18 protein-coding genes are annotated in these 16,670 nt (G+C 72.5%); 17 read left to right on the forward strand and 1 reads right to left on the reverse strand.

Going from position 1 to position 16,670, the window contains the following annotated elements; genetic code table 11:
* Positions 1-2: 2 nt before the first annotated feature.
* From IE325_RS38170 to secD, 3 genes are all read left to right on the forward strand, one after another.
* On the forward strand, positions 3-731 hold the full coding sequence (locus tag IE325_RS38170) for a response regulator (protein ID WP_190074752.1): 729 nt from the start codon (positions 3-5) through the stop codon (positions 729-731).
* A 37-nt stretch (positions 732-768) separates the two neighbouring features.
* On the forward strand, positions 769-1,170 hold the full coding sequence (locus tag IE325_RS38175) for a hypothetical protein (protein ID WP_190074753.1): 402 nt from the start codon (positions 769-771) through the stop codon (positions 1,168-1,170).
* An 86-nt stretch (positions 1,171-1,256) separates the two neighbouring features.
* A complete protein-coding gene (gene secD / locus IE325_RS38180; protein WP_190074754.1) occupies positions 1,257-3,542 on the forward strand; it encodes a protein translocase subunit SecD in 2,286 nt (761 codons plus the stop codon).
* Positions 3,543-3,602: 60 nt separating this feature from the next.
* Here secD and IE325_RS38185 read toward each other — a convergent pair whose 3' ends face one another.
* The gene (locus IE325_RS38185) at positions 3,603-4,667 is read right to left on the reverse strand and encodes an NAD(P)-dependent alcohol dehydrogenase (protein WP_229912315.1); all 1,065 of its coding nucleotides are present in this window, start codon (positions 4,665-4,667) and stop codon (positions 3,603-3,605) included.
* A 99-nt stretch (positions 4,668-4,766) separates the two neighbouring features.
* Between IE325_RS38185 and IE325_RS38190 the strand changes: the two genes are divergently transcribed.
* The 14 genes from IE325_RS38190 to IE325_RS38255 all read left to right on the forward strand — a co-directional run bounded on the left by IE325_RS38190 (position 4,767) and on the right by IE325_RS38255 (position 16,644).
* Positions 4,767-5,570: an SDR family NAD(P)-dependent oxidoreductase gene (locus IE325_RS38190; RefSeq protein ID WP_190074755.1), complete on the forward strand. Its 804-nt coding sequence runs from the start codon at positions 4,767-4,769 to the stop codon at positions 5,568-5,570.
* A gap of 115 nt (positions 5,571-5,685) precedes the next feature.
* On the forward strand, positions 5,686-6,858 hold the full coding sequence (locus tag IE325_RS38195) for an acyl-CoA dehydrogenase family protein (protein WP_190074756.1): 1,173 nt from the start codon (positions 5,686-5,688) through the stop codon (positions 6,856-6,858).
* 77 nt (positions 6,859-6,935) lie between these two features.
* Positions 6,936-7,724 carry an enoyl-CoA hydratase/isomerase family protein gene (locus IE325_RS38200; protein WP_190074757.1) on the forward strand — a complete coding sequence of 263 codons (789 nt, stop codon included), beginning with the start codon at positions 6,936-6,938 and terminating at the stop codon, positions 7,722-7,724.
* Positions 7,725-7,729: 5 nt separating this feature from the next.
* Entirely contained in the window at positions 7,730-8,083 is a 354-nt protein-coding gene (locus tag IE325_RS38205) for a Zn-ribbon domain-containing OB-fold protein (RefSeq protein ID WP_229912317.1), read from the forward strand.
* On the forward strand, positions 8,080-9,240 hold the full coding sequence (locus IE325_RS38210; RefSeq protein WP_190074759.1) for a thiolase family protein: 1,161 nt from the start codon (positions 8,080-8,082) through the stop codon (positions 9,238-9,240). Before IE325_RS38205 ends, IE325_RS38210 begins: the two co-directional genes overlap by 4 nt.
* A gap of 13 nt (positions 9,241-9,253) precedes the next feature.
* The gene (locus IE325_RS38215; protein WP_190074760.1) at positions 9,254-10,486 is read left to right on the forward strand and encodes an acyl-CoA dehydrogenase family protein; all 1,233 of its coding nucleotides are present in this window, start codon (positions 9,254-9,256) and stop codon (positions 10,484-10,486) included.
* Positions 10,483-11,454: a phosphotransferase family protein gene (locus tag IE325_RS38220; protein WP_190074761.1), complete on the forward strand. Its 972-nt coding sequence runs from the start codon at positions 10,483-10,485 to the stop codon at positions 11,452-11,454. Before IE325_RS38215 ends, IE325_RS38220 begins: the two co-directional genes overlap by 4 nt.
* A 13-nt stretch (positions 11,455-11,467) precedes the next feature.
* Positions 11,468-12,715, forward strand: a complete 1,248-nt coding sequence (locus tag IE325_RS38225; protein WP_190074762.1) for an acyl-CoA dehydrogenase family protein — start codon at positions 11,468-11,470, stop codon at positions 12,713-12,715.
* A complete protein-coding gene (locus IE325_RS38230; RefSeq protein ID WP_190074763.1) occupies positions 12,712-13,488 on the forward strand; it encodes an SDR family oxidoreductase in 777 nt (258 codons plus the stop codon). The genes IE325_RS38225 and IE325_RS38230 overlap by 4 nt, the downstream gene beginning before the upstream one ends.
* On the forward strand, positions 13,485-14,270 hold the full coding sequence (locus tag IE325_RS38235) for an SDR family NAD(P)-dependent oxidoreductase (protein WP_190074764.1): 786 nt from the start codon (positions 13,485-13,487) through the stop codon (positions 14,268-14,270). Before IE325_RS38230 ends, IE325_RS38235 begins: the two co-directional genes overlap by 4 nt.
* Positions 14,267-15,070: an enoyl-CoA hydratase/isomerase family protein gene (locus IE325_RS38240; RefSeq protein ID WP_190074765.1), complete on the forward strand. Its 804-nt coding sequence runs from the start codon at positions 14,267-14,269 to the stop codon at positions 15,068-15,070. Before IE325_RS38235 ends, IE325_RS38240 begins: the two co-directional genes overlap by 4 nt.
* A 73-nt stretch (positions 15,071-15,143) precedes the next feature.
* The gene (locus tag IE325_RS38245; RefSeq protein ID WP_190074766.1) at positions 15,144-15,770 is read left to right on the forward strand and encodes a TetR/AcrR family transcriptional regulator; all 627 of its coding nucleotides are present in this window, start codon (positions 15,144-15,146) and stop codon (positions 15,768-15,770) included.
* Between the two features lie 115 nt (positions 15,771-15,885).
* Positions 15,886-16,236, forward strand: a complete 351-nt coding sequence (locus tag IE325_RS38250) for a nuclear transport factor 2-like protein (RefSeq protein WP_190074767.1) — start codon at positions 15,886-15,888, stop codon at positions 16,234-16,236.
* 18 nt (positions 16,237-16,254) lie between these two features.
* Positions 16,255-16,644 (forward strand): hypothetical protein, encoded by a 390-nt coding sequence (locus IE325_RS38255; protein WP_190074768.1) that lies wholly within the window; start codon positions 16,255-16,257, stop codon positions 16,642-16,644.
* Positions 16,645-16,670: the final 26 nt, after the last annotated feature.

Below are 16,670 nucleotides of genomic sequence, written 5' to 3' on the forward strand. Positions count from 1 at the left end.
CCATGCCCGATCCGATGCCGCCCGAATCCGCCCCGGCCGAGACACCGTCCTCGGCCACCTCGGCGCCGCCGACCGCCGCCCCGACGCCGATCCGCATCCTCCTCGCCGACGACCACGCGCTCGTTCGCCGCGGTGTACGCCTCATCCTCGACCGGGAACCCGACCTCCAGGTCGTCGCCGAGGCCGGGGACGGCGCCGAGGCCGTCGAGGAGGCCAGGAAGCAGGAGATCGACCTGGCCATCCTCGACATCGCCATGCCCCGCATGACCGGCCTGCAGACCACCCGCGAACTGAGCGCGCTCAAGCCGGACCTGCGCATCCTGATGCTGACCATGCACGACAACGAGCAGTACCTGTTCCAGGCGCTCAAGGCCGGTGCCTGCGGATACGTGCTGAAATCGGTGGCCGACCGCGATCTCGTCGCCGCCTGCCGCGCCGCGATGCGCAACGAGCCCTTTCTCTACCCCGGCGCGGTCACCGCGCTGATCCGCAACTACCTCGATCGCGTGCGGCACGGCGAGGAGGACGCCGATCGCCTCCTCACGCCCCGCGAGGAGGAGGTCCTCAAACTCGTCGCCGAGGGCCACTCCTCCAAGGAGATCGCCGAGATGCTGTTCATCAGCGTCAAGACCGTGCATCGCCATCGCGCCAACCTCCTGCATAAACTCGGTCTGCGCGACCGCCTGGAACTGACCCGGTACGCCATCCGCGCCGGGCTCATCGAACCCTGACCTTCCGGATCCGACCATCGCGAAAGGGGGATGGTGCATGCGCCCGGCGTCCCGCACCATCCCGACCGCCGCCCAGCGGCTGGCCACGACGCTGACCGTCCTGTTCGCCGTGCTCCTGGCGCTGGTCCCCGCGCACGCCGCTTCCGGCCCGGGGCACAGCCCGGCCGTGGCAGCCACCAGCACACAACTCGCGGACACCGCACCCCGCGCCGACGACCCGTGCGCCGCCGGTTGCGCGACGCAGGCCAGGCCCCGGCACGACCCCCTCGGTGAGCGCCCACACCACCCGGATCACCACGCCACCGCCCCCGGCTGTGTCGTCGCCGCCCGCCCGGATGCCGCCACACACACCCCGGCGGCATCCGCGCACACCCCCACCTCTCCCTGCCGTTCGGCGCACGACCGCGGCAGGGCCCCTCCGGCGCCCACCGGCATCTGAAGCAACAGCCCATCACCCTTCACCCCGTCGCGGCCACGCGTGCCCCGCACCGCTGTCCGCTGCCGCGACGTGCCTGCCGGAGGCCCGTGTTGAAACGCCGGAAGAACTCCCTGCGCACGCGTGCGCTGCTCGCCCTCACTGTGATCGCCGCATCGCTGGCCATCGCCCTCACCACACCCGTCCGCCTCGGCCTCGACCTGCGAGGCGGCACCCAGATCACCCTGGAAACCCGCTCCACCGCCACCACCAAGGCCGACCGAGAGGCCACCGACCGCACCATGGAAGTGCTGCGGGGCCGCATCGACGCACTCGGCGTCGCCGAACCGAACCTCGTCCGCTCGGGCGACCACCGCATCCTCGTCGAACTCCCGGGCGTACAGGACCCGAAGAAGGCCGCCGACGTCCTGGGCCGCACAGCCCAGCTCACGGTCCACGAGGTCCACGGCCCGGCCGACACCACCACCCCGCCCGGCACCGATCCCGCCGATCCCGCCGATCCCGCCGATCCCGCCAAGGAGCAGACCCTGCCGGACGAGTCCGGACAGCCCCTGCGGCTCAAGACCGCCACCCTCACCGGAAAGGACGTCAAGGGCGCCGACGCCCGCTTCGACCAGCAGAGCGGCACCGGCTGGCACGTCACCGTCGACTTCACCGCCACCGGCCGCGAGGCATGGGCGGACGTCACCGCGCAGGCCGCCTGCCACCCGGCGGGGGACCCGCAGCGCCGGGTCGCCATCGTCCTCGACGGCAAGATCATCTCCTCGCCGCAGGTCGACCCGTCCGTGTCCTGCGGTACGGGTATCCCGGGCGGCACGACCCAGATCACCGGCTCCTTCGACGACGCCGAGGCCCGCGAACTCGCGCTGCTCATCTCCGGTGGCGCCCTGCCCGTACCGGTCGAGACCGTCGAACAGCGCACCGTCGGCGCCACCCTCGGCGACGAGGCCATCGAGGCCGCGGCCCGGGCCGCCGTCATCGGCACGGCCCTGACCGCGCTGTTCATCATCGCCGTCTACCGGCTCATGGGCCTGCTCGCGACCGCGGCCCTGCTCTGCTACGGCCTGATCTCCTACGCCGCCCTGGCCGCACTCGGCGCCACCCTGACCCTGCCCGGCCTCGCCGGGTTCGTCCTGGCCATCGGCATGGCGGTGGACGCCAACGTCCTGGTCTTCGAACGGGCCCGTGAGGAGTACGCCGCCCGCAACCGCCCCACCCCGCGATCGGCCCTGACCGCCGGATTCCGCGGCGCGCTCAGCGCGATCGCCGACTCCAACATCACCACGCTCGTCGCCGCCGGCCTGCTGTTCGCGTTCGCCTCCGGCCCGGTCCGCGGCTTCGGCGTCACCCTCGGCATCGGCGTCCTCGCCTCCATGATCAGTGCCCTGCTCGTCACCCGCGTCCTCGCCGAGTACGCGGCGGGTCGGCCCGGCGTCCGCCGACGTCCCCGCCTCACCGGTATCGCCGACACCGGACGCGTCCGCGACGGACTGCTGCGCCGCAACCCGTTCCTGATGCGCCGTCCGCGCCGCTGGCTGGCCGCCTCGGCAGTGCTGCTCGTCGTGGCCGCCTCGGGCATCCTGGTCCGCGGCCTCGACTTCGGCGTCGACTTCACCGGCGGCCGGCTCATCGAGTACTCCACGGCCAGCGCCGTCGACCCGGACCGGGCACGCGACGCGCTCACCGACGCCGGATTCCCCCGCGCGGTCGTACAGTCCTCCGGCGACACCGCCCTGACGGTCCGTACCGAGACCCTGACCAACACCGAGGCGACCACCGTCACCGAGACGATCAGCGCCCTCGGCGGCGAGACGACGAAGGTCCGTGACGAGCTGATCGGCCCCAGCCTGGGCGACGAACTGCGCCGTAACGCGATCATCGCCCTCGGCCTCGCGCTGGGCGCCCAACTGCTCTATCTGGCGGTCCGGTTCCGCTGGACGTTCGCGACGTCGGCCGTCGGCGCGCTCGTCCACGACGTGGTGATCCTCGTCGGTGTCTTCGCCTGGCTGGGCAAGCCGATCGACGGGGTCTTCCTGGCCGCCCTGCTGACCGTCATCGGCTACTCGGTCAACGACTCGGTCGTCCTCTTCGACCGCGTCCGCGAACTGCTCGCCCGCGACCGCACGACACCACCGGCCCGCCTGACGAACCAGGCGATCCTCCAGACCCTGCCCCGCACGGTCAACACCGGCATGGGAGCCGCCATCATCCTCACCGCCCTGGCTGTCCTCGCCGACGACACCCTCACCGACTTCGCCCTCGCCCTGCTCATCGGCCTGGCGGTCGGCACGTACTCCTCCGTGTTCACCGCGGCGCCGCTCACCATCAGCCTCTCTCCGGGCGCCCGGCCGGACCGGCGGAGAGAAGCGCGGTGAAGCGACGCTGTGCTGATCCTGAACGAATTCAGTTCAGGATCGGCGGAGCCGTGCGCCCCCTCACGGGACCACTACCGCCCGCCCATACACCCCGCCGGACCGCAGTGCTGAGATCGCGTCGAGGGCGTCGGACAGGAGGAACTGTTCGATCGTGACCGTGAGGGCGCCGGTGTGGGCAAGGGCGATGACCTCTTCCAGGTCGGGCCGCGTGCCCCAGAACGGCAGGGAGATCCGCAGGCCCGGCGGCAGTGCGCCGGGCTTGCGGACCAGTAGTTCCCCGCCCCCGCTGCCGACGAGGGCGAGCGCTCCGCCCGGGCGTACGGCACTCACCCCGAGCCGGAGCGTGGCAGGTGTGCCGACGAAGTCGAGGACGGCGTCCACCCCCACGCCGCCGGCCCGGCTGCGCAGTGTCCTGGCCGTGTCCGGCCGTACCAGCGTGCTGAAGTGGGCTCCGGAGTCGGCGGCGAGGGCGAGCGCTTCCTCCCGCACGTCCACCGCGAGCACCTCGGCGGAGGTGGTGGCGCGCAGGATCTGGACCGCCAGGTGCCCCAGGCCGCCGACACCGATGACCGCCACCCTCGCGCCGCCTCCCGCGGTGGCGTCGAGCGTCGGTCGGATCCCGGCGATCGCGTGGTACGAGGTGAGTCCGGCATCGGACAGCGGCGCCGCCTGGGCGGGGGAGAGATCACGGATCGGGAGGAGGAGGCGTCCGGAGGGGACGAGGAGGAATTCGGCCAGGCCGCCGTCGCGTCCGAGTCCCACCCCGGTGCCGGCGCGGGAGGCGTCCAGCTCGGAGCGCCGGTCGCAGTAGTTCTCCGCCCCGGCCGCGCAGTGGCCGCAACGCCCGCAGCCCCAGGGGCCGTAGACCACGACGCGCTCCCCGGTCTCGGGACCCGTGGCGTCCGGGCCGCGCTCGGTCACGCGGCCGGCGACCTCGTGGCCGAGGGTGAAGGGTGTCCGGTAGGGCAGGGCGTCCGGTGCCGCGTCGATGACGTGCAGATCGGATCCGCACAGCCCGGCCGCCTCGACCTGGACGAGCACCTCCTCGCCCCGGGGTGAGGGGCGTTCCGCCTCGGTCATCACGGGTGGGCCGCCCCAGCGCGTCAGCCGGACCGCTCGCATCATGTCCTCCCCACGCCGCCCGTTGACAGCGGCCCACACACCGTAGCAAAAATGAAGTCAGTTCAGTACGGTTGGCGAGTGGCGAAAGGCCGGGTGGCGTGGATGGGTGAGGTCGGTGCCGAGCGCGGCGCGTTCACCGGGCGGGTCGCCCTGGTCACCGGAGCGGGGTCCGGCATCGGCGCGGCGGTCGCGCGCGGACTGGCGGAGCGGGGCGCCGACGCCGTCGTCCTGGCGGACATCGACGACGGTGCCGCGGGAGCGGTGGCGAACGGGCTCGCCGTGGCGCATGCGATGGCGCTGGACGTGGCGGACGCCGAGCAGGTCGACCGTGTCGTCGGACAAGTCGTGAGCGCTTACGGGCGCTTGGACGTCCTGGTGCACGCGGCCGGCGTCGACGATCCCACCGTGAAGCAGTGGCTGGCCGACGCGGTGCTGGCCGGCCGGTCACCGGAGGTCACCGCACGACTCGACGACGCGGCCTGGCGGCGAGTCCTGCGGGTCAATCTGGACGGCACCTTCCATGTCCTGCGCGCCGCCCTGCGCGCGATGTGCCCGAACCGCTCGGGGGCCGTGGTCACCTTCGGCTCCTCCGCAGCCTTCGACGCCCTCACCGGATACCCGCACTACGCGGCCGCCAAGGCCGGGGTGCACGCGCTGAGCCAGTCCGTCGCCAAGGAAGCCATCGCTTTCGGCGTGCGCGTCAACACGGTCGCCCCCGGGCCGACCGAGACCGGCATGGCCGCCCACACCCCGGCCGTGCTGCGCGAGGGCTTCGCCGACCCTCGTGTACGCCCCTACGCCACCCCGGAGGAGATCGCCGACGTCGCCCTGTTCCTGGCGAGCGACGCGGCGGTCAACCTCGTCGGCGCGGTGCTGCTCGCCAACGGCGGGAGGTTCACGGCGTAGCGAGCGGGCGCCCGTGACCACCCGTGGCGCTCGGCGGTCGGTGCCGCTCGGTGATCGGTACCGCATGCGACCCGGGGTCCACACACGACGTGACTGCGAATTGCGGGAGGCCCTGATGATCCAGCTGGATGTCGACCCCGAGCTGCTGCGGCAGACGGACGAGCAACGACAGTTGCGGGATGTCCTGCGCGAGTTCCTGGCTCAGACGTGCGGGCCAGAAGAGGTGCGCGAACAGTCGGCCGGTCCGCGCGGGTTCGACCGGTCGCTGTGGGACCGGCTGGCCGGGGAGATCGGTGTACACGGGCTGGCGCTGCCCGAGGAGTACGGCGGCGCCGGCGGCTCTTTCCGCGAACTCGCCGTGGCTCTGGAAGAGACCGGGCGCGTCCTGTGTCCCGCCCCGCTGCTCTCCTCCGTCGTCCTAGCCGCCCACGCCTTGCTGGCCTCCGGCGACCGACGGGCCTGCGAACGCTGGTTGCCCGGCATCGCCACGGGCACCCTCACCGCCACCGTCGCCGGGTTCCTGCATTCCGGGACGGTGGTGGCCGAACGCGGGCCCGACGGCTGGCTGCTGCGGGGTGAGGCGGACTTCGTGCCGGACGGCGAGGGCGCGGACCTGCTCCTGGTGGCGGCCCGGGCGCCGGACGGCCCACGGCTGTTCGCCTGCGAGTCGGACGCCGGAGGCGTCGACCGTACGCCGCGCCGGTTGCTGGATCCCACGCGCCGCCAGGCGTTGCTGCGTTTCCGTGGGGCGCCCGCCGTGCCCGTGGGCGACGCGGGGGAGGCCCCCGGTGTCGTCGAGGGCGTGCTGGACGCCGGGCGCACAGGGCTGACCGCCGAACAGTTGGGCGGCTGCGCGCACGCGCTGGACGCGCTCCTGGAGTTCGTGGTGCAGCGAACTCAGTTCGGTCGGCAGATCGGATCGTTCCAGGCCGTCAAGCACCGGCTGGCCGATCTGCTGGTCGAGGTCGAGGCGGCCAGGTCCGCGTCGACGTACGCCGCTCTCTGTCTCGCGGACCCGGACGCCGGCGAACCGCGCGTGGCGGCCGGCGCCGCCGCGGTCGTCTGCTCGGCCGCCTATCGACGGGCGGTGGCCGAATATGTGCAGTTCCACGGGGGAATCGGCTTCACCTGGGAGCACCCGGCCCATCTGTATGTGCGCAGGGCGCGGGCCGACGAGGCGCTGTTCGGTACGTCCGACGACCACCGGCTCAGGCTCGCCGGATTCCTCGGCCTCGTAGGGGATCGAAGTCAGGTGGTTGACAGGGCGGCGAGCCACCCCGAACATTAAGTGAATTCAGTTCAGTCGATGGTTCTGAGTAGTCAGTCAGTAGTTCCGTCCGTAGTTCGGTCAGAGGGAGGCGCCGGATGGCTGTCGAGGATGAGATCCAGTTCGAGCGGGACGGCCATGTGGCCCGTGTCTGGCTCAACCGGCCGCACAAGAAGAACTGCGTGACCGTGCCGATCCTGAATCGGCTGGACGAGATCATCACCGAGGTCGACGCGGACCCCGAACTGCGCGTGCTGGTGCTGCGCGGCCGGGGCAACACCTTCTGTTCCGGGTTCGACCTCGACGAGCTCAAGGCGGACTTCATCGGCAGCTCCACCGCCATCGACGTCGCCGTGCTGTCGGCGAAGGTGTGCGACCGGCTGTACTCGATGAGGACTCCGTCGATCGCGGTGCTCGAAGGGCATGTCACGGCGGGCGGGTTCGAGCTGATGATCTCCTGTGACTTCGCGATCGCGGCGGACGACGCCCTGATCGGCGACTTCCACATCCGCCGAGCCCTGTTCGGCGGCGCCGGCCCGATCTACCGCGTGCCCCGCATGATCGGCGTTCGCAAGACCAAGGAGCTCATGCTCACCGGCAAGCTCCTGACCGGCGTCGAGGCGGCCCGGTTCGGCCTCATCAACGATTCGGCGCCCGCCGACAAGCTCGACGCGACGGTCGAGGAGTTCGCCGACCAGCTCACCGACAAGAGCCCGTTCACCATGTGGATCACCAAGATGACCATCGACCGGAGCCTGGACGCCGACATCCAGTCCCTCATGGTCATGGAGCACCTCGCCGTCGGCGTGATGCTCAACTCCGAGGACGCGGCGGAAGGCGTCGCGGCGTTCCTGGAGAAGCGCGAACCGCAGTGGAAGGGGCGCTGACGGCCGTGTCCGCTCCCGCGCTGCGCGGCTCCCGCTGCCCGCGCTGCGAGGTCGCCGTCTACCCGGCCGACCCCGCGTGCCCGAACTGCGGAGGACCGGCCGCACCGGTGCGCCTGTCCGGCACGGGCACGCTGTGGACCTGGACCGTACAGCGCTACGCGCCCAAGTCGCCGCCCTACGAGACGCCCGAGGACGGCTTCCGCCCCTTCGTCGTCGGGTACGTCGAACTGCCCGAGGGCCTCAGGATCCTGGCCGTCCTGGACGGTGTTCGCCCCGAGGGCGTGCGGATCGGCATGCGGGTCACTCTCGCGGCGGGCGCCGGGGTGCCGCACGCCCGCCCGGCGGGGGTGACGGTGTGAGCGGGGCGGGCGCCGCCGACGTCCTGGTCTGCGGCGTCGGCATCACCCCCTTCGGCCGCTCGGAGGCCACCGGGCTGGACCTCGCGGCGCAGGCCGTGCGCACGGCACTGGCCGACGCCGGGGTGCCCTGGCCCCGGGTGCGGGCGGCGTTCGGCGGCAGCGACGCCGCCGGCAACGCCGACACCCTCGTCACCCGGCTCGGCCTGACCGGAATCCCCTTCGTCAACGTCCGCAACGGCTGCGCGACCGGCGGCAGCGCCCTGGTGTCCGCCGTCAACGCGATCCGCTCGGGCGCGGCGGACGTGGCCCTCGCCGTCGGCTTCGACAAGCATCCGCGCGGGGCCTTCGACCCACGGCCCGCCGACTGGGGGCTCGACGAGGCGTACGGCGCCGAGGGGCTCATGGTGACCACGCAGTTCTTCGCCATGAAGATCCAGCGGTACATGCACGATCACGGCATCACCGCCCGCACCCTCGCCCTGGTCGCCGAGAAGGCGTACGCCAACGGGGCACGCAGTCCCCACGCCTGGCGCCGCGAACCGCTGGATGCCGACGCGATCCTGGCCTCCGGCATGGTCAACGACCCGTTGACCCGGTACATGTTCTGCTCGCCTGGGCAGGGCGCGGTCGCCCTGGTGCTGTGCGCCCGCTCGGTCGCCCGCGAACTGCCCGCCGCCGACCCGGTCGCCCTGCGTGCGGCGGTCGTACGCAGTCGGCGGTTCGGTTCCTTCGAGGTGTTCAGCCCCTGGGCGCCGGGTGGCATTCCGACCAGCGTGAGTGCGGATGCCGCCGGGGCCGCCTTCGAGGAGGCCGGGATCGGCCCGGACGACATCGACGTGTGCCAGCTCCAGGACACCGAGAGCGGCGCCGAGGTGATGCACCTGGCCGAGTGCGGATTCTGCGAACACGGCGAACAGGAGCGGCTGATCGCGGCCGGGGCGACCGCCATCGGAGGCGCGCTGCCGGTCAACACTGACGGCGGCTGCATCGCCAACGGCGAGCCCATCGGGGCCTCCGGACTGCGCCAGGTGCACGAGATCGTCCAGCAGTTGCGCGGCAGGGCCGGTGATCACCAGGTGCCGGGAGGCCCGCGCACCGGCTTCACCCACGTCTACGGAGCGCCGGGTGTCAGCGCCTGCACCGTACTGACCCGCTAAGGGGAGGGACACAGTGACCAGAGCGAACCGGGCGCCGACGCCCGAGGAGTTCCGCACCGCGGCCCGACGCTGGCTGTCGGGCGTGGCGCCGCGGCGGGACTCCGCGGGCCAGGAGTGGGGCAGCGGCGACGACTCGGTGGCCGTGTTCGAGAACTGGACCGCGGACGAGGAACGCGCCCACACCGAACGCATCCGCGCCTGGGAACGCACCCGCTACGACCAGGGCTGGGGCGCCCTCGGCTGGCCCGAGGAGTACGGCGGACGCGAACTGCCCGCCTCCTACGAGCAGCTCTACCGCGCCGAGGAGGCCGCCTTCGACGTACCCCGGCGCACCGAGGTGTTCCCCGTCACCCAGCAGCTGGTCGCCCCCGCGATCCGCGTCTGGGGCACCGAGGAGCAGCGGCGGAGCCTGCTGCGCCCCATGCTGCGCACCGACGAACTCGCCTGCCAGCTCTTCTCCGAGACCGAGGCCGGCTCCGACCTCGCCGCCGTCCGCACCAGCGCCGTCCGCGAGGGCGAGGGCTGGATCGTGCGCGGCCACAAGGTCTGGACGTCCGGCGCCCGGGTCGCCACCTGGGGGGTCGCCGTCTGCCGCACCGACCCGGACGTGCCCCGGCACGCGGGCATCACGGTCTTCCTGATCCGCATGGACGCCCCCGGCGTCACCATCCGGCCGATCCGGCAGATGACCGGGGGATCGAGCTTCAACGAGGTGTACCTCGACGACGTCCGCGTCCCCGACGGCGACCGCCTCGGCCCGGTCGGCCAGGGCTGGCGGGTGACGCTCAGCGTCCTCGCCGCCGAACGGCTGGACTCCGGCGCCCTCGGCCTCGACAACGCCGATCGCGCCCTCGCCCTCGCCCGCAACCTCCCGAGGCCCCTCACCGGCGGCGAACAGCAGCAGGCGGCCGACCTGGTCGTGCGCACCCTCGTCCAGCGGCTGATCGGCCTGCGGGTCACCGCGGCCCTGGTCGCGGGCCGGGAGCCTGGCGCGGAGGCGTCCGTCGGCAAGCTCTACGCCACCGCGACCATGCGGGCCACCACCGACCTCGTCCAGCAGCTGCTCGGCCCCCGGCTCGCCGCCGACACGGGGGAGTGGGGCACCTTCGCCTGGACCGAGCATCTGCTCGGCGCCCCCGGCTACAGCATCGCGGGCGGCAGCGACGAGATCCAGCGCAACATCCTCGCCGAGCGCGTGCTGCGTCTGCCCAAGGAACCCAAGTACCCCGAGGGGGAGGCGCGTTGAGCACACTGACCGAGGTGAGCGAACTGGCCGCGCGGGTGCGTGAACGGCTCACCGCACTCCACCCCGGCGCACCGGTCGGGCAGCTGCGGACCCTGCCCGGCGGCCATTCGGGCCTCACCTTCGCCATCGACGCGGGTCCCGCCTCCTACGTCGTCAAGGCCGTGCCGCCCGGCCGGCGTCCACTCGGCCGCGACGACGTCCTGCGCCAGGCCCGTGTCCTGCGCGCGCTCGCCACCGCCGGTTCGGTGCCGGTGCCGGCGGTCGTCGCCGTGGACGAGCGCCAACCCGCCTGGTTCGCCATGGAGTTCGTCACCGGGGAGGCGATCGAGCCCGTCCTGGACGAGCACCGGCTCTATGCGGAGCTGTGTCGCGGCAGGATGCTGGGGCTTCCGGCCGTCCTGCGCGAGCTGCACCGGTCCGGGCCGCCCGGCCTGGAAGCGGCCGACCCGCTCGACCCGGCCGCCGAACTCGACCGCTGGAGCCGCACCATGCGCGCCGTACCGCTCGAACTGCGGGACGGCACCGAGGAGTTGATGGCGGGACTGGCCGCGCGTGTGCCCGCGGGCCTGCCCCCGGTCCTCACCCACGGCGACTTCCGGCTGGGCAACGTCCTGTGCGCCGAAGAGCGGCCCGTGGCCGTCGTCGACTGGGAGATCTGGGCCTACGGAGACCCGCGCGTCGACCTCGCCTGGTTCCTCCTCTTCGCCGACCACCACAACTTCCCCCGGCTCGGCCGGGAGATCCCCGGCCTGCCCACCGAGGACGAGCTGCTGGCCGTATACCTCGACGGCCGTCCGCACCTGCCCGACCTCGACTGGTTCCGCGCCCTGGCCCGCACCAAGATGGCCGCGATCATGGGCCACAACCTGCGCCGCCACCGCGAGGGCCGGCACCACGACCCCGACCAGGAAAGGCTGCCGCCGACCATCGAGGCGATGATCCGCACCGCGCGGGACATCCTCGGCTGAAGGAGCCACACCCATGGACTTCGAGTTCTCCCCGAGGGCACGCGAACTGCACACGCGGATGAGCGCCTTCATGCAGGAGTACGTCCTGCCCGCCGAGGCCGTCCACCACCGGCAGCTCACCGAGGGCGACGACCCCCACCGACAGCCGCCCGTCATGCGGGAGTTGCAGGAGAAGGCCCGCGCCGAGGGTCTGTGGAACCTCTTCCTCACGCACGGCAACTGGGGCGCGGGGCTGACCAACCTCGAATACGCCCCGCTCGCCGAGCTGGCCGGGCGGTCGGTGATGGGCCCCGAGGTGTTCAACTGCTCCGCCCCGGACACCGGCAACATGGAACTGCTCGCCCTCTACGGCACCCCCGACCAGCAGGACCGCTGGCTGCGGCCCCTGCTCACGGCCGGCATCCGGTCCTGCTTCGCCATGACCGAACCCGAGGTCGCCAGCTCGGACGCGCGCAACATCCGCACCCGCATCACCCGTGACGCGGACTCCTACGTCGTCAACGGCCACAAGTGGTACACCTCCGGGATCCTCGACCCCGACTGCGCGCTGATCATCCTCATGGGCGTCACCGACCCGGACGCGAAGACGTACCGGCGGCAGAGCATGCTGCTGATCCCGCGCGACACCCCCGGCGTCACCGTCCTGCGCGACCTGCCGATGTTCGGCTACACCGACCGATGCGGCCACGGCGACGTGCTCTTCGAGGACGTACGCGTACCGATCGGCAACCTGCTCGGCAGGGAAGGGGAGGGCTTCGCGCTCGCCCAGGGCAGACTCGGACCCGGACGGATGCACTACGCGATGCGCGCGGTCGGCTTCGCCGAACGGGCCCTCGACCTGATGTGCCGCCGCACCCTGAGCCGGACCGCGTTCGGCGGTCCGCTCGCCGAGCAGGGCGTCGTGCGCGAGTGGATCGCCCGCAGTCGCATCGAGATCGAGCAGCTGCGGCTGCTGGTCCTGAAGTCGGCCTGGCTGATGGACACCCACGGCAACGCGGCGGCCCGCACCGAGGTCGCCGCCATCAAGGTGGCCGCCCTGGAGGTCGCGCACCGGGTCGTGGACCGGGCCGTGCAGGCCCACGGCGCGGCCGGCGTCAGCGACGACACCGTACTGGCCAGGCTGTACGCGATCACCCGGGCCCTGCGCATCGCGGACGGGCCGGACGAGGTCCATCTGCGCACGGTGGCCCGGCGGGAGCTGGCCAAGTACACGTCCCCGACGTCCCCGAAGTCTCCGACGTCCCCGAAGGAGGAGGCGTGAACGCACAGCCACTGCGCGGCCGGGTCGCCGTGATCACCGGCGGCTCGCGGGGGATCGGCCTGGGCATCGCCAGGGCGTACCGCGAGGCGGGCGCGCATGTCGTGATCGCCGCCCGCAAAGCGGATGGGCTCGCCGAGGCGCGTGCGGAGCTGCTGCGGACGAAGGGCGACGGCGACGTCCACGAGGTGGTCGCCAACGCCGGGGAACCGGACCAGGCCGAGCGGTGCGTCGCGGAGACCGTGGACCGGTTCGGCCGGCTCGACGTCCTGGTCAACAACGCCGCCACCAACCCGTATATGGGCGATCTGCTGGACCTCGACCTGCCGCGCGCGGAGAAGACCGTACGCGTCAACCAGTACGGGATGATCGCCTGGACACGGCACGCGTGGCGGGCGTGGATGGCCGAGCACGGGGGAGCGGTGGTCAACATCGCCTCCGTCGGCGGACTGGTCGTCGACCCCCACATCGGCTGGTACAACGCCACCAAGGCGGCGATGCTGCATCTGACCCGGCAGCTCGCCTTCGAACTCGGGCCCCGGGTGCGGGTGAACGCCGTCGCGCCGGGCCTGATCAAGACCGAGCTCGCCAGGGCCGTATGGGAGCCCAGGGAGCCGATCCTCACCGCGCGGCTTCCGCTGCGCAGGCTGGGCACGGTCGAGGACGTGGCGAACGCGGCGCTGTTCCTCGCGGCCGACACATCGTCCTGGATGACCGGCCAGACCCTCGTCCTCGACGGGGGAGCCACCGTGCTGCCGATCGGGGTGGAGGAATGACGGCGGCGGCCGGACTCCTGTCGCTGGAAGGCCGTACGGCCGTGGTGACGGGCGCGTCCTCCGGGCTCGGCGCGCGGTTCGCTGCCGTGCTCGCCGGGGCCGGCGCGACCGTGTTCGCCGCCGCGCGGCGGCTGGAGCGGCTGCGGGAGCTGGCCGACGACGATCCCCGGATCTACCCGGTCGGCTGTGACGTCGCGCGGGAGGAGGACCGCGTGCGGCTGGCCGAGACCGCGTTCGCCGTGACCGGACGGTTCGATGTGCTGGTCAACAACGCGGGCGCGCCCGGCGCGGTACGGGCCGAGGACGAGAGCGCCGACGACTTCGCCGCCGTCCTCGCCGTCAACCTTGTCGCCCCTTTCCACCTCGCCCGGTTGATGGCCGAGTCCACCGATCCGGATGCGGGTGCGGACGGCGATGCCGCCGGCCGGTCCGTCGTGAACGTCTCCTCCGTCCTGGGCCTGGTCGCCGGGGCCCCGCTGGGCGGCGCGTCCTATGCCGCGTCGAAGGCGGGTCTGATCGGGCTGACCCGTGAACTCGCCGGCCAGTGGGGCCCGGCGGGGATCCGGGTCAACGCGCTCGCCCCGGGCTGGTTCCACTCGGAGATGACGGAGGGTCTCTTCGCGGACGACCGCTCCCGCCGCTGGGTGGAGCGCGGCACCATGCTGGGCCGGGGCGGCCGGCCGGGCGAACTGGACGGGGCGCTGCTCTTCCTCGCCTCGGACGCCTCCTCCTACTGCACCGGCCAGGTGCTCACCGTCGACGGCGGCTGGACGGCGCGATGAGCGAGGTCACGGTCCGTATCGACGGGGACGGCGTGGGGCATGTCGAGCTGTGCCGCCCGGCGGCGGGAAACGCCATCGGGCTGGCCCTGGCGACCGGTCTCCTCGACGCCGCCAGGGCCTGCGAGAAGGCCGACGGGCTGCGGGCGGTGCTGCTCACCGGACGCGGGCGGTCCTTCTGTGTGGGAGGTGACCTGCGGGAGTTCGCCGACCTGCCGGGCGACCGGCTGGCCGCGCACCTCGGCCGGGTCACCGACGCCCTGCACGGCGCGCTGCGGGTGTTCGCCGCCCTGGACGCGCCGCTGGTGGCGGCCGTACAGGGCGCCGCCGCGGGTGCCGGGCTGGGGCTCGCGGTGGCGGCCGATCTGACGTTGGCCGCGTCCGACGCCGCCTTCGTCGCCGCCTACACCGGCGTCGGCTACTCCCCGGACGCCGGCGTCAGCTGGTCGCTGCCCCGGATCGTCGGTCCCAAGCGGGCGCTGGACCTGCTGCTGACCAACCGCAGGGTCACGGCGTCCGAGGCGGCCGAGATGGGTCTGGTGAGCAGGGTGGTCGCGGCGGGCAGCCTGAGCGAGGATGCCATGACGGCCGCCCGGTCGCTCGCCCGCGGCGCCACCGGGGCGTTCGGGGTGACCCGCAGACTCGTCGCGGCGGGGCTCTGCGCGGGCCTCGACGCCCACCTCGACGCGGAGGCCCGCCACCTCGCCGGCACCGCGGTCTCGTCCGAGGGCCGGGCGGGCGTGGCGGCCTTTCTGGCCGGGCGCGGGCCGGATCAGGGTCCGCCGGGACGCCTGACTTCGTAACCGAGTTCAAGTAGGTCTACCCTCAGACATCCGATCGGCGACCGGCGCCGGTCATGGAGCGCAGGGAGAGCCGATGGCGAGGGCGCGGATCGTGGATCCGGACGAGGGGCCCAGGTCGAAGCGTGCGGCCATTCTGGAGGCCGCGGTCGAGTACTTCGGCGAGGCCGGCTACGAGAACACGAAATGGTCGGACGTGGCCGACCGGGTCGGCATCGGGCAGACCGCGCTCTACCACTACTTCGAGTCCAAGGCCCACTGCCTGCTCACCATCATGCGGCTGGAACTCCAGCGCTCCCACGACATGTTCGCCGAGGCGACCGCCGACCTGGACGACCCCGTCGAGGCGCTCAGGGCCGGGGTCCGCGCGGCCTTCGCGGTGTCGGAGCACGAGATCCGGCAGATGCGTGTCCTCCAGGCCAACATGTCGCTGCTCGCCACGCCGCGGAAGTCCAAGCGCGAGGAGACCGAGCGGGTCGCCGCCCGGCAACTGGTTCAGATGGTCGAGCGGGACTGGACGAACCTGCTGATGCGCGGCATGGCGAAGGGCGCCTTCCCGGTGCGCGACGCCCATATGCTCGGGCTGGCCGTGCTCGGGATGATCGTCAGCGTGTGGCGGTGGTACCGCCCGAGCGGGGCGATCCCGCTCTCGGAGATCAGCGATCTGATCGAGGGCAGCGTGGTGCGCATGGTCGGCGAGTAGCGGTCGAGCCGGGCCGAGCCGGTTGTGCCCCGCCCCTTGTGGGGGCGGGGCACCCCCATTAAGCTCAAACTGAACTGAACTCAGGTTGAAATCCGGTGCGGAAGGAGCGAAGACCATGGTGCTTCGCGCGTACATGGCCCGAATGGACGGTCACGACCCGGAGAAGGCCCTGGAGCTACTGGAGCCCGAGTTCCGCTTCCTCATCGCCCTGCCGAGCGGCGAGCGCACCGGCGAGTCGAAAGCCGACTTCGCCGCGTACATCGCCGGCCGCGACGCCGTGGACCGGGTGCACGAGATCGTGCGGTCCTCGGTGGACCGGGACCTGGAGACCGTCTACGGCTTCGTGGTGGAGGCGGGCACGACGACCGGCGCGTTCCTGTCGGCCGCCGTCATCTCGCCGAACGGCCTCATGGCCCGCTACCAGTCCTTCTTCACCCCCGTCTTCCACCTGGTCGAACGGTCCTGAGCAGGAGGCGCACAGCAGATGCCCGGCACACCGACACCGCCGTCGACACCCGCGCCGTTCCTGAGCGCCTGGTTCGCGCTCCTGGACGGTCCGGAGGCGTCCCGGATCCTCGATCTGATCAGCGACGACTTCTCGTTCTCCATTCTCTTCTCCACCGGCGGCGACGGCGCCACCGACTTCCACGGCGGCCGGGCCGAGATGGAGGGCTACCTCGCCCAGCGCGAGCAGGGCACCCGTACCCATCACCTGCTGACCGGCAGCGCGGACGGCCGCGACGAGCTCTTCCTCGGCGAGGTCCGCCGCTCCGGCGTGCCGGAGGCGACCTTCGTGGCCTCGGCGCGCCTGGACGAGTCGGGCAAGGTCCGCCGGCTGCTCATCGGCCGCTCACCGGCCGTGCTCTTCACCTGACCCGGCCACTCATCGGCCGTGCTCCT

Source organism: Streptomyces lanatus, assembly GCF_014655715.1.
GTDB lineage: Bacteria > Actinomycetota > Actinomycetes > Streptomycetales > Streptomycetaceae > Streptomyces > Streptomyces lanatus.